Origin of the sequence: Noviherbaspirillum aerium (genome assembly GCF_008929045.1) — a bacterium.
GTDB classification, from domain to species: Bacteria; Pseudomonadota; Gammaproteobacteria; order Burkholderiales; family Burkholderiaceae_D; genus Noviherbaspirillum; species Noviherbaspirillum aerium.
Genome location: NZ_VFAH01000010.1, coordinates 49,870 through 72,588, shown reverse-complemented (window position 1 = coordinate 72,588; position 22,719 = coordinate 49,870). Strand labels below are relative to the sequence as shown.

General features: G+C 63.4%; 21 protein-coding genes. 12 read left to right on the top strand and 9 right to left on the bottom strand.

Features of this window, described 5'->3' with window-relative positions; translation table 11 throughout:
- Window positions 1-44: 44 nt before the first annotated feature.
- From FH061_RS15805 to FH061_RS30485, 5 genes are read right to left on the bottom strand one after another with little or no spacing between them, the layout of a single operon-like run.
- Window positions 45-1,820, bottom strand: a complete 1,776-nt coding sequence (locus tag FH061_RS15805; protein WP_151636802.1) for a beta strand repeat-containing protein — start codon at window positions 1,818-1,820, stop codon at window positions 45-47.
- Window positions 1,821-1,871: 51 nt separating this feature from the next.
- Entirely contained in the window at window positions 1,872-2,384 is a 513-nt protein-coding gene (locus FH061_RS15800) for a hypothetical protein (protein ID WP_151636801.1), read from the bottom strand.
- A 50-nt stretch (window positions 2,385-2,434) separates the two neighbouring features.
- A complete protein-coding gene (locus FH061_RS15795) occupies window positions 2,435-3,379 on the bottom strand; it encodes a CsgG/HfaB family protein (protein WP_151636800.1) in 945 nt (314 codons plus the stop codon).
- A complete protein-coding gene (locus FH061_RS15790; protein WP_225984694.1) occupies window positions 3,376-3,861 on the bottom strand; it encodes a curli assembly protein CsgF in 486 nt (161 codons plus the stop codon). The genes FH061_RS15795 and FH061_RS15790 overlap by 4 nt, the downstream gene beginning before the upstream one ends.
- A 10-nt stretch (window positions 3,862-3,871) precedes the next feature.
- Window positions 3,872-4,324 carry a CsgE family curli-type amyloid fiber assembly protein gene (locus FH061_RS30485; protein WP_192805088.1) on the bottom strand — a complete coding sequence of 151 codons (453 nt, stop codon included), beginning with the start codon at window positions 4,322-4,324 and terminating at the stop codon, window positions 3,872-3,874.
- A 333-nt stretch (window positions 4,325-4,657) separates the two neighbouring features.
- Between FH061_RS30485 and FH061_RS15780 the strand changes: the two genes are divergently transcribed.
- The 12 genes from FH061_RS15780 to gloA all read left to right on the top strand — a co-directional run bounded on the left by FH061_RS15780 (window position 4,658) and on the right by gloA (window position 16,620).
- A complete protein-coding gene (locus tag FH061_RS15780) occupies window positions 4,658-5,005 on the top strand; it encodes a hypothetical protein (protein ID WP_151636798.1) in 348 nt (115 codons plus the stop codon).
- A gap of 3 nt (window positions 5,006-5,008) precedes the next feature.
- Window positions 5,009-6,349 carry a tRNA (N6-isopentenyl adenosine(37)-C2)-methylthiotransferase MiaB gene (gene miaB, locus FH061_RS15775; protein WP_151636797.1) on the top strand — a complete coding sequence of 447 codons (1,341 nt, stop codon included), beginning with the start codon at window positions 5,009-5,011 and terminating at the stop codon, window positions 6,347-6,349.
- 25 nt (window positions 6,350-6,374) lie between these two features.
- On the top strand, window positions 6,375-7,415 hold the full coding sequence (locus tag FH061_RS15770) for a PhoH family protein (RefSeq protein WP_225984693.1): 1,041 nt from the start codon (window positions 6,375-6,377) through the stop codon (window positions 7,413-7,415).
- Window positions 7,399-7,854 (top strand): rRNA maturation RNase YbeY, encoded by a 456-nt coding sequence (ybeY, locus tag FH061_RS15765; RefSeq protein WP_151636796.1) that lies wholly within the window; start codon window positions 7,399-7,401, stop codon window positions 7,852-7,854. The genes FH061_RS15770 and ybeY overlap by 17 nt, the downstream gene beginning before the upstream one ends.
- A gap of 90 nt (window positions 7,855-7,944) precedes the next feature.
- Window positions 7,945-8,829 carry an HlyC/CorC family transporter gene (locus FH061_RS15760; RefSeq protein WP_151636795.1) on the top strand — a complete coding sequence of 295 codons (885 nt, stop codon included), beginning with the start codon at window positions 7,945-7,947 and terminating at the stop codon, window positions 8,827-8,829.
- Between the two features lie 143 nt (window positions 8,830-8,972).
- On the top strand, window positions 8,973-10,550 hold the full coding sequence (gene lnt / locus FH061_RS15755; RefSeq protein ID WP_192805087.1) for an apolipoprotein N-acyltransferase: 1,578 nt from the start codon (window positions 8,973-8,975) through the stop codon (window positions 10,548-10,550).
- A 65-nt stretch (window positions 10,551-10,615) separates the two neighbouring features.
- Window positions 10,616-11,527, top strand: coding sequence for a glycine--tRNA ligase subunit alpha (gene glyQ / locus FH061_RS15750; protein ID WP_151636793.1), 912 nt, complete (start codon window positions 10,616-10,618; stop codon window positions 11,525-11,527).
- 141 nt (window positions 11,528-11,668) lie between these two features.
- Window positions 11,669-13,753 (top strand): glycine--tRNA ligase subunit beta, encoded by a 2,085-nt coding sequence (gene glyS, locus FH061_RS15745; protein WP_151636792.1) that lies wholly within the window; start codon window positions 11,669-11,671, stop codon window positions 13,751-13,753.
- Window positions 13,754-13,755: 2 nt separating this feature from the next.
- The gene (gmhB, locus tag FH061_RS15740) at window positions 13,756-14,343 is read left to right on the top strand and encodes a D-glycero-beta-D-manno-heptose 1,7-bisphosphate 7-phosphatase (protein WP_151636791.1); all 588 of its coding nucleotides are present in this window, start codon (window positions 13,756-13,758) and stop codon (window positions 14,341-14,343) included.
- Window positions 14,344-14,395: 52 nt separating this feature from the next.
- A complete protein-coding gene (locus tag FH061_RS15735; protein WP_151636790.1) occupies window positions 14,396-15,181 on the top strand; it encodes a lysophospholipid acyltransferase family protein in 786 nt (261 codons plus the stop codon).
- Window positions 15,153-16,103, top strand: coding sequence for a M48 family metallopeptidase (locus FH061_RS15730; protein WP_151636789.1), 951 nt, complete (start codon window positions 15,153-15,155; stop codon window positions 16,101-16,103). Before FH061_RS15735 ends, FH061_RS15730 begins: the two co-directional genes overlap by 29 nt.
- A 133-nt stretch (window positions 16,104-16,236) precedes the next feature.
- Window positions 16,237-16,620, top strand: a complete 384-nt coding sequence (gene gloA, locus FH061_RS15725; RefSeq protein ID WP_151636788.1) for a lactoylglutathione lyase — start codon at window positions 16,237-16,239, stop codon at window positions 16,618-16,620.
- Window positions 16,621-17,072: 452 nt separating this feature from the next.
- On the opposite strand, the gene rsmA is transcribed toward gloA, so the two are convergent.
- The 4 genes from rsmA to FH061_RS15705 all read right to left on the bottom strand — a co-directional run bounded on the left by rsmA (window position 17,073) and on the right by FH061_RS15705 (window position 22,639).
- Window positions 17,073-17,849 carry a 16S rRNA (adenine(1518)-N(6)/adenine(1519)-N(6))-dimethyltransferase RsmA gene (rsmA, locus tag FH061_RS15720; RefSeq protein WP_151636787.1) on the bottom strand — a complete coding sequence of 259 codons (777 nt, stop codon included), beginning with the start codon at window positions 17,847-17,849 and terminating at the stop codon, window positions 17,073-17,075.
- Window positions 17,850-17,928: 79 nt separating this feature from the next.
- Window positions 17,929-18,945, bottom strand: a complete 1,017-nt coding sequence (gene pdxA, locus FH061_RS15715) for a 4-hydroxythreonine-4-phosphate dehydrogenase PdxA (protein WP_151636786.1) — start codon at window positions 18,943-18,945, stop codon at window positions 17,929-17,931.
- Window positions 18,946-18,973: 28 nt separating this feature from the next.
- Window positions 18,974-20,422: a peptidylprolyl isomerase gene (locus FH061_RS15710; protein ID WP_151636785.1), complete on the bottom strand. Its 1,449-nt coding sequence runs from the start codon at window positions 20,420-20,422 to the stop codon at window positions 18,974-18,976.
- 15 nt (window positions 20,423-20,437) lie between these two features.
- Window positions 20,438-22,639: an LPS-assembly protein LptD gene (locus tag FH061_RS15705; protein ID WP_151636784.1), complete on the bottom strand. Its 2,202-nt coding sequence runs from the start codon at window positions 22,637-22,639 to the stop codon at window positions 20,438-20,440.
- Between the last annotated feature and the right edge of the window lie 80 nt (window positions 22,640-22,719).

Here is a 22,719-nt window from a genome sequence, read left to right as displayed (position 1 = left end):
TTCAGAGCGCCGCGCCGCCGGACATCGGTTGCGCGGCTATCCGATCAATGCTGCCAGATGGCTGCGTGGTTGGTGTTGCCGGTCTGCGTGATTGCTGCGACATGGCCGTTGCCGGTCTGCAGGATCGCCGCAGTGTTGCGTGCAGCGTAGCTGGTGCCGTCGCCAGCCTGAGCGATGTTCGCCAGGTTGCCGTTGCCGGACTGGGCGATGTTCGCATAGTTCCAGTCGCCTGTCTGCGCAACCGAGGCTGTCAGCAGGGAACCGCCCTGGGTGATCGCGGCATCATTGTGGTTGCCGTTCTGGGTGATTTTCGCCAGCGAGCTGGAGGCATTGTTTTGCGCGACCGAAGCGCTGTTAAGCGTGCCATCCTGCGCGATGACGGCCTTGCTGCTGTTGCCGCCGTTCTGGAACACGGATGCCGTCTGGAACGAGCCGTTCTGCGTGACCGATGCCACATCCTTGTAGCCGTTGGTCTGGCTGACGCCGGCGATGTTGCTGCTGCCGGACTGGGTCACCGTGGCTTCGAACAGGCCCTGCACCACGCCGTTGCCGGCGGATACGGTGCCGCCGCTCTGGTGCACGGAGGCGATCTGGTTGTTGCCAGACTGCTCGACGGCAGCCTTGCTGAAGTCAGCCAGGCCGCCCTGGGACACGCTTGCCGTCTGGACCGAACCGGACTGCGTTACCGATGCTGTGCTCGACCAGGTGTTGGTCTGCAGGACGTTGGCGGTGCTGCCGTTGCCGGACTGCGTCACGGTCGCGCTGCCATCCTTGGAACCGCTGTTCTGGGTCACGACCGCATTCTGGTTGTCGCCGGTCTGGGTGACGGTGGCCTGCTGGTTGTAGGTGCCGTTCTGGTTCACCAGTGCGGTGCTCTGGTAGCCGTTGGACTGGGTCACGGCAGCCTTGTTGGCGGCACCGGCAGTCTGGTTCACGGTTGCCTGGAACAGCCCCTTGGAGATCGCGCCGCCCGGGAAGTAGGTCGCGCCGCTCTGGCTGACGGTGGCAGTCTGGTCTGTGCCGGACTGGAACACGGTCGCGGTGCTGTAGTCGGCCAGGCCGCCCTGGGTCACGGTGGCGGTGTTGGAGGAATCCTGCTGCGTGACGGACGCGTTGCTGAACCAGGTATTGGTCTGCAGCACGGTGGCCGTGTTGCCGGCGCCGGACTGGTTGACCGAGGCGCTGCCTTCGCGGCTGCCGGCGTTCTGTGTCAGGGAAGCGGTCTGGCCGTTGCCGAACTGGTTGACGGTGGCGGTCTGGTTGGTAACGCCATCCTGCAGCACGGTGGCAGTGTTGCCTGCCACGACGCCATCGGCCTGGAACACAGTGACCTGGCCGTTGGTCGAGTTGGAAGTCGTCACGGTGGCGGTCTGGTTGGCGCCGCTCTGGGTCACGGATGCCTTGTTGATGTTGCCGGACTGGGATACCGATGCATTCTGGTTGTTGCCGGTCTGCGATGCGGCGGCTTCATTGGCCGTGCCGGACTGGCTGACGCTTGCCGCGCTGTTGGAAGCGGAGTCCTGCGTGACGCCGGCGACATTGCTGTTGCCCGACTGGCTGATTGCGGCAGCCACGGAAGTGCTGTTCTTCTGCAGGATGCCCGGCACGGAAGCGGGGTCGCTCGGCGTTGCGCCGGGCACGCCGGCACGGTTGCCGTTGCCGGCCTGGTTGATCGATGCGGATGCGGAAGACGATGCGTTCTGCTCGATGTAGGCATCATTGCCCGAACCGGTGGAAGTGATCGTGGCTTGAGCGAAAGCGGGCGATGCAGCGTACGCAAGGCTGATGCCGAGCGCGAGAGCAGTGAGTTTTGTTTTCAAGTTATTCTCCTAAATGGATAAGGGCGGTAAAAATGACGTAATCCAGCGCCCCTAGTACTGGATCACCTTTGCAGCAAGACCATTGCCGTGTTGCTGGACCAGCAGATGCGGACTGAGCGGGTTCTGCTGGATATTGACTACGTTGGAATTGCCGGCCTGTTCGACCGCGGCGACATTGCCATTGCCCGCCTGAGTGACATCGGCCCGATTGTTGCGGCCGGCCTGCATCACGGCGAGGCCGTTTCCGTCGCCGACCTGCCGGGAGAAGAGGCGGTTGTCCCTGCCCTGCTGGCTGACCTCGACGCCATTGCCATGGCCCGACTGGCTGATGTCACCGGTGTGCCGGTTACCCTGCTGGCGTATGAAGGCCTCATTGACGTCGCCGGCCTGCGTCACTCGGGCCTGGTGCCCGTGGTCGCCGCCAAGGCTGAATTCGCCGGCTCCGAAATCCGACTTGGGCGAGATGTCGGCGGCATTGGCAACCGACATGAAGCAACAGGCAACAGCTGCCAGCAGCAGTCCGGCCGCGCGGCAACGCACGGCGGCGTTCGACAGTGATCTCACGATGGATGACCTTTCATGAATGAAGAAAACGGCAGGCAGGCTCGGCGGAGTCAGTGCGTGGCCGCATGCGCCTGATCGGCCACCGGCATGGCGGCCTTGGCCTCCGGACTGCCGAGGTAGTCGGCGCCTTCCTGGAGATAGGCGCGCAGCACCGGCGAATCCCAGTCGCTTTCGCGTTTCAGGGCCCAGATCTTGTCCTGCAGTCCCTGCACGATGAGATGGGCGACGGCGGCCTCGATGGCTTCCCTGACGCATAGCTGCGAGGGTTCATTGCGGGTATAGCCGCCTTCAAGCTCCAGCAGTTCCTTGAAATTGACGAAGCGGAATACGCCCGTCGACAATTCGTAGGAATAGATGGTCTTGGTGGTGGAGACGCTGTTGAGTATCTGGCCGCTGCGGATATCGACGCTGCGCAGGCTGATGGTCACCTGGTCGACCCGGTACTGGGTCTTGGCGCCGATGCCGAGGTAGCGGGCACCGGCGCCGCCGGTACGGACATTGGTTTCATAGGCGACGACGCCGCCTTCGATGATGACGGTCGCCGGCACGAGTGCCGGCAGGTTGATCGCCTGGTTTCCCTTGTCCTGCGGGGTCTCCAGCGCGCGCACGATCTTGCGCTCGGTCAGCAGGTTCTGCAGGTTTTCCCGCTCGACCGGGGTAAACCATCCGGAATCCTTCAGTGCCTTGACCAGCATCGTGGCCGCGCCTTGCGTCACCGCCGTCGAAAAGGAGCTGTCGGGCGCAGGCTTGTACTGGCCGGTCTGGTCGCGGAAACCGTACACGGCGGCCACCACCTTGCCTTTCGGCTCGGGCAGGCGCAGCAGGTCGCGCGTGGCGCCGGTGGCTGGCGTCAGCCTGGCATTGGCCGCGACATCCGAGGGAAGCCGGGTGGATGCGCATCCGGCAAGCGCGAGCAATGACAGGCCGGCAAGCAAGGACCGAAAAACCAGGCCGGCTCGAATGCGTGCAATGCCTGAAATACGTGAGCGCATCATGGTTGACCTACCTGGAAGGACGTGCTGGCGCCTGTCACCTTGTCGGTGGTGGTGACTTGCAGCAGGCCGCCGCCGAGGTCCGAAATCTGGATGGAAAAATTGCCGGTGCTGACCGTGCCGGGGACCAGCTGGCCGTTCGCCCCCATGATTCCGGATGTCGCGGCCGACGCGAGACGGCTGAGCACCGAGCGCTCAAGGATGTCGTTGAACTGCTGGAGCGAAGTCTGGCTGCTGCCGGTGGTCGGTTTCGGCGCATCGGGATCGGTGGTCCTGTTCTGGGCCTGCGCGGCATTGAGCAGCACGGAGCCATTCAATGCACTGCCGCCGAACGAGGGATTGACCGGCGTGTAGACAAGCTCCGTCGCGTGGCATGCCGCACCCAGGGCGCCCACGGCACCCAGTGCGCACAATGCACTGCGCCCCCTCGCCAGCGCCGCCGAAAAACCTTGCCGTGATCTGACCCTGATTCTCATTCTGTCCATCCCATGTTCATCAAAACTCGTCGGCGCCGAGATCGGCATCCCGAAACAGCAGGCGGTCCGTCTCCGTGTCGATGACCGTCTGGTAGACGAGGTCGACCGCCCGTTCGCTCAGGCTCCGGAGTCCGGAGCGCGCGCTCGACAGTGGCGACTGGAACACCCGGCGCTGGGCGAACTCCACCCAGATCTGGCCGCCCCAACGCGCCGAAGGACGCTCGACGACGGCAATCGCGAAACGCTCGCTCAGTTCGCGTTCACGCCAGAGCGCCACGAAATGCTGGAAGAATTCCTGGCCGGCGACGGTGACGGTCTGGTTGACCACGACGCCGCCGTAGCTGTCTGCCAGCCGGTGCTCGCCGCCCGCGGACGATAGGGAAGGCAGGGAAGGCGTGGCGGCGGCATGCACCGGAAACGCTGTCAGCCAGCCAGAGAGGCAAACCATTGCCAAGGTCGGGAATCTCTTCAAGAAACCTTCCATCCACGTTACAAGTTGAAACAAAAACAACTGAATGGGCCGAATGATGATGGTCGGATTGACAATTGTCAATAATTTAATTGACTGTTTTGAAACTTTTTGAAAATTGCAGTGTCGTCGCTGCCGCATGTTCAAAAGGCTTGCGCCATCAGGCCGATTTGACCCGGTGGTATAATGCGCACGCTTGTTTGCGCCCATATACGGCAAGCCATCGCGCCAATACGGTAGCCGCTGGCCTGGCATACGCTCCGGCGGCAAAGCAAGCCAGGGCTATTTCCTTTCTTCCGTGTCCGCACGCGCTTTTTTGATGAAACGGGGTCCGAGATGTGGCTTCGCCCCCTTCTCCTCTTGCTGTTGTCGCTGCTGTCCGTCGCCATGCTTCCGGCGGCTCACGCCTTCGAGCGGCCTTTCCCCGCTCAGGCAAAGCGCGGCAAGATGACGCCCGGCGCCTTTCCGGAGATCGTGATCGAAGGCAGGACGCGCCAACTCGCTCCCGGCGCGCGCATCTGGAATGAGGACAACCTGGTGCAGATGCCGGCGTCGCTGCGGGGCAGCGGCCTGGCGGTCAATTACACCGAGGACGCCAACGGCCATATCGACCGTGTCTGGATCCTCACCGCGGCCGAAGCAAGCGAGCCGATTACGAAACAAACGAACAGCAAGGCCCCTTAAGTCATGCCGAAAAAAGTATTCATCAAGACCTTCGGCTGCCAGATGAACGAGTACGACTCGGACAAGATGGCAGACGTGCTCAATGCCGCCGACGGCCTCGTCAAGACCGAGACGCCGGAAGACGCCGACGTCATCCTGCTCAATACCTGCTCGGTGCGCGAGAAGGCGCAGGAAAAGGTGTTTTCAGACCTGGGCCGCCTGCGCGAACTGAAGAAGACCAAGCCCGACCTGGTGATCGGCGTCGGCGGCTGTGTCGCTTCCCAGGAGGGCGAGGCGATCGTCAAGCGCGCACCCTATGTCGACGTGGTGTTCGGCCCGCAGACCCTGCACCGGCTGCCGGAATTGATCAGCCAGCGCCGCAGCAGCGGACGCTCGCAGGTGGACATCAGCTTCCCCGAGATTGAAAAGTTCGACCATCTGCCGCCGGCGCGGGTGGAAGGCGCGACCGCCTTCGTGTCGATCATGGAAGGCTGCAGCAAATACTGCAGCTATTGCGTGGTGCCGTACACCCGCGGCGAAGAGGTGTCGCGCCGGTTTGAAGATGTGCTGGCGGAGGTGGCCGGCCTGGCGGACCAGGGCGTCAAGGAAATCACGCTGCTCGGGCAGAATGTCAATGCCTTCCGCGGCGCCATGGCCGATGGCGAAATCGCCGACTTTGCGCTGCTGATCGAATATGTCGCGGAAATTCCCGGCATCGAGCGCATCCGTTTCGTCACCAGCCATCCCAAGGAATTCACGCAGCGCCTGATCGATACCTATGCGAAGGTGCCGAAGCTGGTCGACCATCTTTACCTGCCGGCGCAGCACGGCTCCGACCGTATTCTGATGGCAATGAAACGCGGTTATACCGTGCTGGAATACAAGTCCGTGATCCGCCGCCTGCGCGAAGTGCGGCCGAACATTTCCGTCTCGAGCGACTTCATCGTCGGCTTCCCAGGCGAGACCGAAGCGGATTTTGATGCACTGATGAAGCTGATCAACGATATCGGCTATGACACCAGCTTCAGCTTCGTCTTCAGCCCCCGACCCGGCACGCCCGCGGCAAACTTGCCGGACGACACGCCGTACGAGGTGAAGCTCAAGCGCCTGCAGCATCTGCAGGCAACCGTCGAAGCCAATGTGCGGCGCATCAGCGAACAGATGGTGGGCAGCGTGCAGCGCATCCTGGTGGAAGGTCCCTCGAAAAAGGACCCGCAGGAATTGCAGGGCCGCACCGAAAACAACCGCGTGGTCAACTTCGCCGCCGGCCCCAATTCCGCAAGGCTGATCGGGCAGCTGGTCGATGTGAAGATCATGCAGGCCTATCCTTATTCTCTGCGCGGCGAACTACTTATCCAACAATGAATCTCAGCGGGACGAACAACTCACTTTGAAGCCCAAAATTCCTGCCCTCACTCAACAATTCATTCCGGAGCCGCTGGACAACAAGCGGCTCGCGCATCTCTGCGGTCCGATGGACGAGAATCTGCGGCAGATATCGGCCGCGCTCGACGTCACCATTTTCCGTCGCGGCGAAAAATTCGTCATCAGCGGCAGCAACTCGCCGCGCGCCGTAGAGATCCTCGACAACTTCTATCAGCTCGCGGACAATCCGATTTCCGTGGAAGACGTGCAGCTTGCACTGGTGGAACAGCGCGCCGTCGAACAGGAAGCCGAGACCAAAAAGGCGCCGGCGGCCGCTGACGGCAAGGCCGCGGACGAGGATGCCGAATCCCAAGCCGTTCCGGTCCTGAAGACCAAGCGCAGCGACCTGCGCGGCCGCACCCCGCACCAGAACCAGTATCTGAAAGCGATCCTGGAACACGACGTCACCTTCGGCATCGGTCCGGCCGGCACGGGCAAGACCTACCTTGCGGTGGCCTGTGCGGTGGACGCGCTGGAGCGCGATGCCATCAAGCGCATCGTGCTGACGCGCCCCGCCGTCGAAGCCGGCGAACGCCTCGGTTTTCTGCCGGGCGACCTGACGCAGAAGGTTGATCCTTACCTTCGCCCGCTGTACGACGCCCTCTACGACCTGCTCGGCTTCGACCGCACGCAGAAAATGTTCGAGAAGCAAGTGATCGAGATTGCGCCGCTGGCCTACATGCGCGGCCGCACCTTGAATCATGCCTTCATCATTCTCGACGAGGCGCAGAACACGACGCCGGAACAGATGAAGATGTTTCTCACGCGTATTGGCTTCGGCAGCAAGGCCGTGGTCACCGGCGACGTCACCCAGATCGACTTGCAGCGCACCCAAAAGAGCGGACTGGTGGATGCCGCCCACATTCTCAGAAACGTGCGCGGCATTGCCTTCACGCAGTTCACCAGCGCCGACGTGGTGCGCCATCCGCTGGTGGCCCGCATCGTCGACGCCTATGACGCGGCCATGCCCAAGAGCGCAACCATAAGAAATGTCGCAAAAAAATAAACTCAGCCTGTCCGTCCAGTATCCCGATGCCCGCCTGAAAGAAACCGTCACCCGCGCCGACCTCCGGCGCTGGGTGCAGGCGGCGCTGTTCGCGCCCGCCGAATTGACCATCCGCTTTGTCGATGCCGAGGAAGGCCGGACGCTCAACCGCGAATACCGCGGCAAGGATTACGCCACCAACGTGCTGACCTTTGCCTATACGGAAGACGAGGACAGCGAAGTGACGCAGGCCGACATCATCCTTTGCACCGATGTACTGCAGCGCGAAGCCGATGAACAGAAGAAAACGGTGCAGGCACATGCTGCGCACCTGGTTGTGCACGGAGTGCTGCACGCCCAGGGTTACGACCACGAAACGGATGAGGAAGCCGCTGAAATGGAAGGCCTGGAAATTGAAATCCTGGCAAGCCTGGGCGAGGCGAATCCGTATGCGACTTAGATTTAAGACAACTCCGGAGCGGGCATTTTTGATTATTCCCCGCCCCATTTGTTGTATCCTATAAGCCTTCCAACTACGGCTCCCAGCCATATGCAAGATCACCCTAGTGGTGCCAAATACCTTGACACCAAACCTCAGCGCTCCCTGTTCGAACGACTGAGCGCGCTCATTTCGCCGGAGCCTGAAAGCCGGTCGGAACTGCTTGAAATCCTGCAAGATGCCCATGAACGCAACCTGATCGACGCCGACGCCCTGTCGATGATCGAAGGCGTGTTCCAGGTATCGGACCTGTCCGCGCGCGACATCATGGTGCCGCGCCCGCAAATGGATGTGGTCGACCTGACCAAGCCTATCGAAGAATGGATGCCGCTGGTGCTCGATACCGCGCACTCGCGTTTTCCCGCGGTCGACGGCGACCGCGACAGGGTGGTGGGCATTCTGCTCGCGAAGGATCTGCTGCGTTATTACGCCGAGGAATCCTTCGATGTGCGTGACATGCTGCGTCCGGCCGTCTTCATTCCGGAATCGAAACAGCTCAACGTGCTGCTGCGCGACTTCCGGGCCAACCGCAACCACATGGCCATTGTGGTGGATGAATACGGCGGCGTCGCCGGCCTGATCACGATCGAGGATGTGCTGGAACAGATCGTCGGCGACATCGAGGATGAATACGATATCGATGAAGAGGAAGACAATATCATTCCGGTCAGCAACGGCTCACTCGGCCTGCGCTGGCGCGTCAAGGCGCTCACCGAGATCGAACAGTTCAATGAATCGATGGGGGTCAACTTCTCCAACGAAGATGTGGACACCATCGGCGGACTGGTCGCCAATCATCTCGGACGCGTGCCGCGCAAGGCCGACATCTTCGATATCGACAATCTCCGCTTCGAAGTCCTGCGGGCCGATGCGCGCCAGGTACATGTGCTCCTGGTCGAAAAGCTGCCGGAAGCGCGCGTGGAAGTGGTGTCCTGACAGCGCCGCTGCCGGCGTGCGTGCCTGTTCAATGACCGCCTCGGCTACCGCGGCCGTCATGATCATCGCGGCCACCCCGCTCTCCCCACCTTCGCACATGCCGGGTAGCGCATGGGCCCGATGAACCAACAAGAAAAATCCGCGTGAACCACCGCCCCGCTTCATTCCTTTCCCGCCTGCTTCCCCCTCTGGCCGCCCTCGCCGCCGGCGCGCTGACCGTGTTCGCCTTCGCGCCGTTCGGCTTCTGGCCGCTGCAGATATTGACGCTGGCAGTGGCATTCGTTCTGGTCTTGCGCGCCTCGGGTTTTGCGCAGAGCGCATGGATCGGATCGGCATACAGTTCCGGCATACTGATTGCCGGAGTGCACTGGCTGTACATCAGCATGCACCGCTACGGCGGCATGCCCGGCTGGATGGCGGCGCTGGCCGTGGTCCTGCTGGCAGTGGCCCTCAGCACCTATGCGGCACTTGGCTTCGGCCTGGCCGGCTGGCTGAGACGGCGCGGCTCGCTCGGCGCGCCGGTCACCGCCCTGCTGCTGCTGCCGGCGGTGTGGACGCTGGCGGAATGGCTGCGCGGCTGGATCTTCACCGGTTTCCCCTGGGTAAGCGCGGGATATGCGCATACCAATGGACCGCTGGCCGGCTATGCGCCTGTCGTCGGCGTCTATGGCCTGGCCCTGATTTCCGCCGTGATTGCCGGCTGCATCGCCCTGCTGTGCGCAGGCGGGCGGGCGCTGCCGGCCGGACTGGCGCTGGCCTTGCTCGGCGCCGGTTTCCTCCTCAAGCAGGTCCAGTGGACGACGCCCCATGGCGCGCCGATCTCGGTGCGACTGCTGCAGGGCAATGTGCCCCAGGAAATGAAATTCGCGCCTGAACAATTGCAGGCCAGCCTGGCGCTGTATCACACCTCGATCACACGCCGTCCGGCGGACCTGATCGCCACGCCGGAAACCGCGATTCCGCTGCTGTCGACGCAGCTGCCGCCGGACTACCTCGGCCTGCTGACGGATTTCGCGCGCCGGTCGAACAGCCATATCGCGCTCGGCATACCGGTCAGCGACGGCCCGCGCCAGTATGCAAACAGCGTGCTGGGACTGGGACCGGCATCTGCATCTGCGCCCGCCGCCGAGCCGTATCGTTATGACAAGCACCACCTGGTGCCCTTCGGTGAATTCATTCCGCCCGGCTTCCGCTGGTTTGTCGACATGATGCACATCCCGCTCGGCGACTTCAATCGCGGCAGGCTCTTGCAGAAGCCGTTCGCGGTAAAGGAGCAATGGGTGATGCCCAACATCTGCTATGAAGATCTGTTCGGCGAAGAGATTGCCGCGCAGCTGTCGGCCGGCGAGGCTGCCGGCATGCCGCAAGCCACCATTCTGCTCAACATGTCGAACATCGCCTGGTTCGGCGACTCCATTGCATTGCCTCAACATCTGCAAATCTCGCAGCTGCGGGCGATCGAAACCGGCCGGCCAATGCTGCGCGCCACCAATACCGGCGCGACCGCCCATGTCGGGCCCACCGGCGAAGTGATTGCCCGGCTTGAGCCTTTCACCCAGGGCGAACTCGATGCGAAGGTGCAAGGCTATACCGGCCTGACGCCCTATAGCCGGCTTGGCAATTATCCGGCCGTCATCGCCGCGCTGCTGGCGCTGGGCGTGGCTGCATGGCGCACCCGCCGGGGCGGCAAGAATGCGCCTCATGCCGCCAAAACCCGCTAAAATCTACGGTTTTGGCAATTTCCCCTCTTTGATGCCGGCGCGTCTTCGCCGCCGGCCACCACACGATGCTCACATTTCAACAAGTCATTCTCAAGCTACAGGAATATTGGGATGCGCAAGGCTGCGCCCTGCTCCAGCCCTACGACATGGAAGTCGGCGCCGGCACCTCGCATACCGCCACCTTCCTGCGCGCAATCGGACCGGAGCCCTGGCGCGCCGCCTATGTGCAGCCCTCGCGCCGCCCAAAGGATGGCCGCTACGGCGAAAACCCCAACCGCATGCAGCACTACTACCAGTACCAGGTCGTGCTCAAGCCGGCGCCGGAAAACATCCTTGATCTGTATCTCGGCTCGCTCGCGGCGCTCGGCCTGGACTTGAAACAGAACGATGTGCGCTTCGTCGAGGACGATTGGGAAAATCCGACGCTGGGCGCCTGGGGCCTCGGCTGGGAAGTCTGGCTCAACGGCATGGAAGTGACCCAGTTCACCTATTTCCAGCAGGTCGGCGGCCTCGACTGCAAGCCGGTGCTCGGCGAAATCACCTACGGCATCGAACGCCTGGCAATGTACCTGCAGGGCGTGGAAAACGTCTACGACCTGGTCTGGACCGAATGGCAGGAAAACGGCGTCACCAAGCGCCTGACCTACGGCGACGTCTTCCACCAGAATGAAGTCGAGCAGTCCACCTTCAACTTCGAGCACTCCAACACCGAATTCCTGTTCTCGCTGTTCGGCAATTACGAATCCGAAGCCAAGCGCCTGATGGAAGTGCCGCTGGCCCTGCCGGCCTATGAAATGATCCTGAAGGCGGCGCATACCTTCAACATGCTCGATGCGCGCGGCGCCATTTCGGTGACCGAGCGCGCCGCCTACATCGGCCGCATCCGCAACCTGTCGCGCGCAGTCGCGCAGGCGTACTACGAATCGCGGGAGAAGCTCGGCTTCCCGATGTGCGGAGATAGCCGCCAGGCGGCTTGAAGGCATGAGGCATGCACCATGGCCGCAAGCTCCTGCGCAGCGGCAGGCCGCGATGCGCATGAATGTGCCTGCGGCAGTGGCATGAAGAAGATACCCGTATAGACAGATAGGCCGGCACCGTGCCGGCACGACGGCAAACATATGAACCAAACACTCTTAGTCGAACTGCTCACCGAAGAACTGCCGCCGAAGGCGCTGGCAAAACTGGGCGACGCTTTCGCCGCCGGCATTCTCAACGGCCTGAAGGCGCGCGATTTCATCGACGCCGACGCCAAGGCCACCGCCTATGCGACGCCGCGCCGCCTGGCCGTATCGATCACCGGCGTTCGCGCCACCTCGCCGGACAAATCCATCCGCGAAAAGGTGCTGCCGGTCTCGGTCGCGCTCGACAAGGACGGCAATCCGGCCGCGCCGCTGGCCAAGAAGCTGGCCGCGCTCGGCTTCCCGGATCTCAAGATCAGCGACCTGGAGCGTGCCTCCGACGGCAAGGCGGAAAGCTTTTTCTACACCTACACCGCCCCGGGCTCGAATCTGCAGGCCGGCCTGCAGGCCGCGCTCGAGGAAACGCTGGGCAAGCTGCCGATCCCGAAACTGATGAGCTACCAGCGTCCCGACGGCGAAACCGTGCAGTTCGTCCGCCCGGCGCACAAGCTGATCGCGCTGCATGGCGCCGATGTGGTCCCGGTGACCGCGCTCGGCCTTGCGGCCGGCCGCGTCACCCTCGGCCATCGTTTTCTCTGCGCCGGCGAACTGCAGATCGATCATGCCGACGCCTATGCCGACACGCTCGAAGCCAGGGGCCGCATCGTCTCGTCCGTGGCCGCGCGCAAGGAACGCATCCGCGCCTCGCTGCAGGACAAGGCCAATGGCGACCAGGTGCTGATGCCGGAATCGCTGCTCGACGAAGTCACCGCCCTGGTCGAATGGCCGGTGGTCTATGAATGCCGCTTCGAGGATGCCTTCCTGAGCGTGCCGCAGGAATGCCTGATCCTGACGATGCAGACCAACCAGAAATACTTCGCCCTCACCGATGCCGGCGGCAAGCTGCGCTCGCGCTTCCTGATCGTCTCCAATCTGGAGACCAGCGACCCGCAGCACATCATCGGCGGCAACGAGCGCGTGGTGCGCCCGCGCCTGTCGGATGCGAAGTTCTTCTTCGAGCAGGACAAGAAAAAGAAGCTGGCCGACCGCCTGCCCGGCCTGGGCAACGTGGTCTACCACAACAAGCTCGGCACCCAGGGCCAGCGCACGGAACGCGTGAAGGCGCTGGCCGGCAAGATTGCCGCCGCGCTGGGCGCCGACGTGGCGCTCGCCGAACGCGGCGCCTTGCTGGCCAAGGCCGACCTGCTGACCGACATGGTCGGAGAATTTCCCGAACTGCAAGGCATCATGGGCACTTACTATGCGCGCCATGACGGCGAGCCGGAGGAAGTCGCGCTGGCGGCCTCGGAGCATTACCAGCCGCGCTTTGCCGGCGATGCGCTGCCCTCGACGCAGACCGGCACCGTGGTCGCCCTCGCCGACAAGCTGGAAACCCTGGTCGGCATCTGGGGCATCGGCCTGCAGCCGACCGGCGACAAGGACCCGTTCGCGCTGCGCCGCCATGCCCTCGGCGTGCTGCGCATGCTGGTGGAAAAGCGCCTGCCGCTGTCCCTGACCAGCCTGCTGCGCGATGCCGCCCAGCTGTTCGCCGGCAACGCGAATTTCAAGGATGCCACCGGCGACGTGTTCGCCTTCATGCTCGACCGCCTGCGCGGCCTGCTGCGCGAGCGCGGTTATGCGCAGAACGAGATCGAAGCCGTCGTTGCGCAGAATCCCGACCGTCTCGACAACATCCTCGAGCGCCTCGATGCGGTGAAAGCCTTCGCCGCGCTGCCGGAAGCCGAATCGCTGGCCGCCGCCAACAAGCGCATCGCCAACATCCTGAAGAAGACCGACGGCGCGACAGCCGGCGTGCACCGCGACCTGTTGAAGGAAAGCGCCGAAGAAGGACTGTACTCGGCGATGTCGCAGCTCAAGCCGCAGGTCGATGCCGCCTTCGCCAGGGGCGATTTCGCCGGCACGCTGAAGTCCCTGGCCCAGCTGCGCAACAATGTCGATGCCTTCTTCAATGACGTCATGGTGATGGCCGAAGACGAACAGCTGCGCAAGAACCGCATCGCGCTGCTGTCGGACCTGCACGGCATGATGAACCGGGTCGCGGACATCTCGAAGCTGGCCGCCTGATCATGAAGCTGATCATCCTCGACCGCGACGGCGTGATCAACCAGGATTCCGACGAGTTCATCAAGTCGCCGGAGGAATGGGTGCCGATTCCCGGTTCGCTGGAAGCGATCGCCCGGCTCAACCAGGCCGGTTATCGCGTCGTGGTGGCGACCAACCAGTCGGGCATTGCGCGCGGCCTGTTCAACATCGTCACGCTCAATGCCATCCATCAGAAGCTGCATATCGCGGCGCAGCAGGCCGGCGCCGATATCGACGCCATCTTCTTCTGCCCGCATTCGGCCGATGACAATTGCGACTGCCGCAAGCCCAAGCCGGGCATGCTGCAGGACATCGCGGCGCGCTTCAATGTCAATCTGAAGGGCGTGCCGACGGTAGGCGATTCGCTGCGCGACCTCCAGTCCGGCTTCATGGTCGGCTGCGTTCCCTACCTGGTCCTGACCGGCAAGGGTGAAAGCACGCGCAGCAAGGGCGGCCTGCCGCCGGGCACCACCATCCACCCCGATCTTGCCGCCGTGGTCGATCACCTGCTTAAGACAACGAGCACAACAAGCACAACAAGCACGACTAGCGCGGGCGTTGCCGCCGCTTGAGTAAAAAGGCCGGAAAACCGGCCGTTTCTGGTTTTTGGTTTCTGGAGAGTCAATGTCACATCCCGTTCTGTTCCTGCGCTCGCTGGCCTTCGCCCTGCTGATGCTGGTCGCCACTCTCATCTGGGCGCCGCTGTGCTTCCTGTTCGCGCCGCTGCCCTACAACCAGCGCTATTACATGACCGGTCTCTGGAACAAGTTCATCATCGGATCGGCGCGCGTGGTGTGCGGCATCCGCTACCGGATCAAGGGCGCGGAAAACCTGCCCGACAGCCCGGCCATCCTGCTGTCCAAGCACCAGTCGGCGTGGGAAACCATCTTCCTGTTCTATGCCATGCCGCGCCCGCTGGTCTATGTATTCAAGAAGGAACTGCTCTACATCCCCTTCTTCGGCTGGGGCATCGCATTGCTGCGCATGATCCCGATCGACCGCAGCAAGAGCAAGGATGCGTTTGCCCAGGTGGTGGAGCAGGGCAAAAGACGGCTTGCCAGCGGACAGTGGATCATCATGTTCCCGGAAGGGACGCGCTCGAAGGTCGGCTCGCAGGGCAAGTACAAGAGCGGCGGCAGCCGGCTCGCGGTCGAGACAGGCGCGGTGGTCGTGCCCATCGCGCTCAACGCCGGCGAATGCTGGCCGAAGAATTCCTTCATCAAGAAGCCCGGTCTGATCACCGTGTCGATCGGCAAGCCGATCCCTTCCGAGGGGCGCCATCCGGCCGAGCTGATGCAACAGGTTGAAAATTGGATAGAATCCGAGATGCGGGTGATTTCCTCGCCCGGCATCTACGCCAACCACAAGGTCACCGACTCCTTTGAAGCTGCTACGCCAGACTCCGCCTGAACCCCAACAGCTCGCCCTGCAGCTCGACTTCTTTTCTTCCGGCGCTCCTTCCCAGCCGACGGTGGACCAGCCCGCGCCGAAGCATGTGCCGGGCTCGGGAAAGATGCCCCAGGCGCCGGCAACCGAATTGTTTCCCGCGCCCGCGTCGCCAATCCTGTCCACCCCGCCCGCCTCGCCCGGCGGGACCTCATCATCCTCAGGACGGCGCCGCCTGCAGATCGGCGACCATCTTCTTGAATACCGTCTGCAGCGCTCCAAGCGGCGCACCATCGGTTTCCTGATTGATGAAGACGGGCTGCGCATCACCGCGCCGCGCTGGGTGCCGCTTGCTGAAATTGAAAGCGCTATCCGCGAGAAGCAGCGCTGGATCCTCGTCAAGCTGCGCGAGCGCCGCGAGCGTTCCGCGCGCCGCCTGCAGCCGCAGATGCAATGGTGCGACGGCGCCACCCTGCCCTATCTCGGCGCCGACATCACGCTGCGCATTCTGTCCGCACAGGCGGCCGGCATTGCTTTCGATGCCGCCACCCGAGAACTCGCGGTGAGCCTGCCGCCGGACGCCGGCGAACAGCAACTGAAAGACAGGGTGCAGGGCTGGCTGCAGACGGAAGCGAAGCGCATCTTCGCCGAGCGCCTGCCGGTTTATGCCGAACGGCTGGGCGTCGTCTACAAGTCGTTCGCGCTGTCGTCCGCCACCACGCAATGGGGTTCCTGTACGGCCGACGGCAGGATCAGGCTCAACTGGCGGCTGGTGCATTTCGGCATGCCGATGATCGACTATGTGGTGGCGCACGAGCTGTCGCACCTGCGCGAGATGAACCACAGCCCGCGCTTCTGGGCGACCGTGCAATCGGTGTTCCCGGAATTCCAGGCAGCAAAGCGGGTGCTGCGCGAAAGCGGGCCGGATACTTTGCCGGTATTCTAGCGCCTGGTGCTTTCGCGTCGGATTCGCGGCCATGCCGCGGTCCTGCCTGCATCCATCATTCGGCTTTCGACAAACAACCTCAACGACGCACCGCCAACGGCGCGGTGCGCATCACTCATCAATCGGAGCAACCATGCGCATTCTTCACACCATGCTGCGAGTCGGCGACCTGCAGCGTTCCATCGATTTCTACACCAAGGTTCTCGGCATGAAACTGCTGCGCACCACCGACCGTCCCGATCAGAAGTACACGCTGGCTTTCGTCGGCTACGGCACCAATCCCGAACATGCGGAACTGGAGCTGACCTACAACTACGGCGTCGACAAGTATGACCTGGGCACCGCCTACGGCCATATCGCGCTCCAGGTTGAAGATGCCTACAAGGCCTGCGATGCGGTCAAGGCGCAGGGCGGCTCCGTGACGCGCGAAGCCGGCCCGGTCAAGGGCGGCTCCACCGTGATCGCGTTCGTGCAGGATCCGGACGGATACAAGATCGAATTCATCCAGCGGGATTGAGAGCGTCTGCGAGCAGATGCAGCAGGAGTTTCGCGGTGCATGCACCAGGGCGGCACAGTAGAAATGGCTTGCACGCTTAGAGCGGATTGCAGGTGGGTGTATGGAAGAATCGGTTTGCGCTGGGTGCAGGACAAGGCGGGAGGAGCGCCGTGTGGCGGGCCACATAAGCGGCGAATAACGCGGCCATGCGCCCAGGGCAAGCCGAGGCGACCGTACATTCACTTGCAACCCGCTCTAAAGAAACGCCTGCCTTCAAGGGAGAGGCTGGGAGGAGGATGGGTTCAATGCGCAACGCCAGACCCTCCCCTCCCTGCGCCAGGCGTCGCTACCCCGGGCGCCCCTGCGCGAGGGGCCCTTGAACGAGCGGGAGCAATCGGCGCATACCAGCGGCGGGACAGGAGCAGCCAATCGCCGCCTGCGCAGCTCCATTCCGCCCTGTTCCAGAAGACGCGTCAGGCTCCTCCGAGCCGATTCGCCAAGGCCACGAACTGCGCCACCGGCACCGCCTCCGGCCGCGCCTGCGGATCGACGCCGGCATCGATCAGATCGTTTTCCGTGAACATGCCGGCCACGCAGTTGCGGATCACCTTGCGCCGCTGCGAAAACGCCTTGGTCACCACCTGTTCCAGCTTGCGTTCATCGCAGGGCAGCGGATTGGGCAAGGGAATCATGCGCACGATCGCGGAATCGACCTGCGGCGGCGGATCGAAGGCGGAAGGCGGCACCACGAACAGCAGGTCCATGTAATAGCGCCATTGCAGCATCACCGACAGCCGGCCGAAGCTCTTGCCGCCCGGTTCGGCCACCATGCGTTCCACCACTTCCTTCTGCAGCATGAAATGCTGGTCCTGCACCTGGGGCGCAATGGCGGCCAGGTGGAACAGCAGAGGGCTGGAAATGTTGTAGGGAAGATTGCCGACGACGCGCAGCTTGCCTCCCTCCGGAACCGGTATCGAGGCGAAGTCGAATTTCAGCGCATCGCCCTCGTGCACGATCAGGCGCGCCGGGTCGAATTTCTTCTTCAGCCGCGTGACGAGATCACGGTCGAGTTCCACCACATGCAATTGACGCAGCGATTCCAGCAGCAGGCTGGTCATCGCCGCCAGGCCGGGGCCGATTTCCACCATCGCATCATCAGGCTGCGGATCGATGGCACGGATGATGTCGTACAGCACCGTCTGGTCGGTAAGGAAATTCTGGCCGAAGCGCTTGCGTGGAATGTGTTTCATTGAGTGCCGAAATCGTATGTGAAATGAGGCTGCCGGGTGCGGCTCGGATGCCCGGGGTGCGGCCGACTGTTCAGGCGGCTCAGGCCGCCGCCCTTGCCATCTGCGCAGCGACGTTGATGGCGACCACCATGCTGCCATGGTCGGCCTTGCCGAGGCCGGCCGCGGCCAGGTCGAGCGCGGTGCCGTGATCGACCGAGGTGCGGATGATCGGCAGGCCGAGCGTGATATTGACGCCGCGTCCGAAGCTTGCATGCTTGAGCACCGGCAAGCCCTGGTCATGGTACATCGCCAGCACGCAGTCCGCTTCCTGCAGATACTTGGGCTGGAACAGCGTGTCGGCCGGATACGGGCCGCTGACGGCAATGCCCCTGGCCTGCGCCGCCTGCAGCACCGGCGTGATCACGTCGATCTCCTCGCGGCCGAGATAGCCGCCCTCGCCCGCATGCGGATTGAGGCCCGCGACCAGGATGCGCGGATGCGGCAGGCCGAATTTGCGCCGCAGGTCGGCATGCACGATGTCGATGGTCTGCATCAGGCTGTCGAAGGTGATGGCGGCCGAGACGTCCTTCAAAGGCAGATGGGTGGTGGCCAGCGCCACCCGCAACAGCGGTTCGCCGCCCGCCAGCATCATGACCACCTGCGGCGTCCCGGTCTTTTCCGCAAGATATTCGGTGTGGCCGGTGAAGGCAACGCCGGCGTCGTTGATCGTGCTTTTCTGCAGCGGCGCCGTGACGATGGCGTCGAAGCGGCGCTGCATTGCGCCTTCGATGGCAACGTCCAGTGTCTGCAGCACCGCATATCCGTTGCGGGGGTCGAGCCTGCCCGGCACGGCCGGTTCAGCCAGCGGGCAATCGATCACCGCGATCTGGTCAGGACGGAGATTGGGCAGCCCGCCATGGCCGAGCGCCATGGTGGACAGCGCCACCAGGCGGATCGCCGGATCGATGTCGCCGGCGATCATGGACAGCAGCGCGGCATCGCCCACGAGAACGCTGCGCACCTCTTCCCGCAGTTCCCAGGCGGCGCGGATGGAAATCTCGGGGCCGATGCCCGCCGGTTCGCCGCAGGTAATGGCAATGGTCGGCCTGGTTTTCATCTGCTGTCCCGAGTCGATCGATGGAAAATCAGGAACGCGAGTCGGCGTTGTCGAAGCGGTATTCGACATAGGCGCGGTCGCGCAGCTGACGCAGCCAGTCCTGCGTCGCTTCTTCCAGCTTGCGCTCGCGGATCGCCTGGCGTGCGATCAGGCGCTGGCGCTCCTTGGACACATCATCCTTCTTGCGCTCCACCACCTGGATGAGGTGGTAGCCGAACGGCGACTCCACCGGCTCGCTGACCTGCCCCGGCTGCAATGCATCCATCGCGCGCTCGAATTCGGGCACCGTGTCGCCCGGATAGATCCAGCCGAGGTCGCCACCGCGCGAGGCGGACAAGTCATTGGAAAACAGCTTGGCCAGTTCGTCGAAGGTCGCCGCCTTGTTGTCCAGGCGCTGCTTCAGTTCGGTCAGCTTGCGGCGCGCCTCGGAAGGCGACACGATCTGATTGGTCTTGATCAGGATATGGCGCACGCGGGTCTGCTGCACCGACGCGGTGGCGGCGCCGCCCTTCATCACGCTGGGAGTGCGTTCCCCGGCCAGCTTGACGATGTGGAATCCGGTATTGCTCTTGAGCAGCGGCGAGACCTCGCCCTGCTTCATCGAGCCAATGGCGTCGACGAAGAGTTGCGGCAGGCGCTCGGGACTGCGCCAGCCGAGATCGCCGCCGGTCAGCGCATCGGTGGCGTCGGAATAGGTTGCCGCCAGCTTGGCGAAATCGGCGCCGCCCTGAAGCTGGCGCAGCACTTCCTCGGCCCGGCGACGGCGCTCGGCGGTCTGCTCGGGCGTCGCGTTTTCCGGGAGGCGCACCAGGATGTGCGACACGTTGAATTCCTTCTGGTTGGCCGCCGCGCTCTGTTCCGCCGCGAGATAGTTGTCGACCTCGGATTCGGAAATCTGGATCTTGTTGTCGACCTCGCGTTCGCGCAGCCGCTGCATGATGATGTCTTCGCGGATGTCTTCGCGGAAGCGGGCGAACGGCGTGCCGCTCCTCTCCAGCTCGGCGCGGAACTGCGCCAGCGTCATCTTGTTCTGCTCGGCGATGCGCGCGACCGCCCGATCCAGCATCGTGTCGTCGACGCGGATGCCGACTTCCTTGGCCAGCTGCAGCTGGGCGCGGTCGACGATCATGCGCTCGAGCATCTGCCGCTGGAACTCGGGCTGCGGCGGCAGCGCGATATTCTGGTTGCGCATGCGCTGTTCCACCTGCTTCAGGCGTTCGACCAGTTCCTGGCGCGTGATGACTTCATTGTTGACTACGGCGATGATCGCATCGGCCAGATAGATGCGCGGCGTGCCCTGGGCCGCCGGCGCGGGTGCCGGAGCCGGAGCCGGAGCCGTCAGGGCATTGGCCGGAGGCACGGCCCTGAACTGCGCATGCGCCTGCGGCAGCAGTGCCGCGCCGCAGACCAGTGCTGCCGCCAGCGCAATGCTGCGGACCGGGTTCGTTGCAACTCGCAGTGTCGGTAATGTCTTCATGGTTCGCGTACTTCGTTAGGGGTTACTGGGTTGATTCACCAACTGGTAGCCGGGGATGTTGGCTCGCAGCGCATCCAGCGGATTGGAGCCGAGACGGGTCAGGCCGTTCAATTCCAGCTGGAAGAACAGGGAGGTGGTGGCCGCGGTGGTCGCGGTCGGCGTGCGCTGGCCGACGACGCGGAATATCCAGCAGTCGGCCTTGTATTCGAGGCCGAGCAGGCCCTCGGCAACCTTGCTGTCCGGCAGCGAATAATTGACCCGCGCCACGCCGTACCAGCGGTCGGAGATCGGCCATTGCCCGGACAGATCGACCTGTTCCAGGTTGTTGACCCGGTCGCGCCGGTATTTGAGATTGAGCACCTTGCGCGGCGCCGGAGCCCATTGCACGCCGTAATTGGCGCGGCTGACGGAATCGAGCGTCTGGCTGTACTGCACGTTGCTGTCGACGCTGATGGTCTGGGTCACGCGGCCGTAGATGGACAGCAGCAGATCGGAGCGGCTCTCGTTGCGTCCGGTGCCGGCGCCGAGCGTGACGCGCTGCTCATCGAGATAGAAGCGCTGGCCGACGGCAAAGCGCATGCGCTCCACCCCGGTGGGCTCGATATAGCGCGAGATCAGCGCCGCGGTCACCTGGTTGGCGTCGCTGATGCGGTCATTGCCGATGAAGCGGTTTTCGCTGAACAGCTGGGCGAAGCTGAGGTCGGCTTCGGCCGTGTCGAACAGCGGGAACGCGCTCTGGTCGCGGTACGGCGTGTACACGTAGAACAGGCGCGGCTCCAGCGTCTGGGTCATGTTGTTGCCGAAGAACTTCGCATCACGCTCGAACACCATGCCACTGTCGAGCGACACCGTAGGCAGGAAGCGCGACAGGCTGTCGGGCGCGCCCGGCACGGGATTCTGCAGGTTGTACTTAGTGCCGTGCAGCGACAGTCTTGGCGTAATGAAATAGCCGGGGCGGATGATCGGATAGGAAATCCGCGGATTGATCAGCAGGCGGTCGCCGCGCAGCAGGTCGGGATGATAGAAATGGGTGAATTCCGCATCCGCATTCCAGTCGAATCCGTTCACGTCCTGACGTCCGCTCTGAAAGCTGAGCTGCGGCAGCCGGTCGTAAGGCCGCACGATCGGAACGATCGGGTCCTGCAGCACCTGGTAGCTCGACGCGCGCGCCGAGGCGCTCCAGAACGAGCCGCCGTAATTGAGCGAGAAATCGCGCGGCAGCAGGCGCTGGCTGGCCGCCGTCCGGGTGCGCGTGATGTCGTCGGGATACTGGTCGTCGGAGGCGCCGTTGATGTTCCAGTTGAAGAACAGGCTGGGCGACAGCGACTGCGTATGGGTCGAGGAATACGCATAGCGCGTGGTGCCGGTGCGCCTGTCGTCGGGCAGGTATTCGACGCGCGTTTCGCCGGAATAGGTATCGCCGAGATAGCGCGCTTCGGCCCCAAGCTGCAGGCCGCGCCGCGCGAACAGCCGCGGATACAGCGTCAGGTCGCGGTTGGGCGCGATATTGAAGTAGTACGGCACCGTCACATCCAGGCCGCCCTTGTTCGTCGTGCCGATGGTCGGCGGCAGCACGCCGCTCTTGCGGGCGTCCGACAGGGGGAAGGACATGGCGGGCGCGGCCAGGATCGGCACGCCCTTGAAATAGACGACGGTATTGCGCGCCATGCCTTCTTCGCGGCCGGTATCGAGATTGAGCTTGCTCGACCTCAGATACCAGTCGGGGTCCGGCGCCTCGCAGGTACTGTAGGTGCCTTCGGTGACGGTGGCGCGGTCTTCGCCCTCGAAGTCGATGCGCTGGGCACCGCCCTGCGCATTGTTGAGCTGCAGCCGGTAAGTCGGATGGGTGACGTACCCTTCCTGGGCTTCCAGGCGCAGGCGCATTTCGTCGCCGGTATAGGTATCGCCGAAGCGGCGCATGCGGATATTGCCGGATGCCTCCACCTCGTCTTCGACCACGCGATAGGTGGCGCGATCGGCATTGACCGTGGTCGGGCCGCGGATGATTTCGACATCGCGCTCGAGGATCACTTCCCGATCGGGCCGGCCGCTCATTCTTTCGGCGCTCACGGTCGCCGGTGCATTTTTTTCATCCTCCGCCGCTGCCTGGCCGGCGGCCTGGGCCGACGCGAGCGTGGGCGTTGCGGCGACGGCAATGGTGGCGGCTAGAAGACGGAGCAAAAGTTGCGAGGGAGGAAGTGCGGGATACCGGTTCATGAAAAGAGAGGTCGGCGGGCGCTTTTTTGAGATGAATCCCTTATTATATGGGAACTCGTACCCCCGAACGGATTGTATCC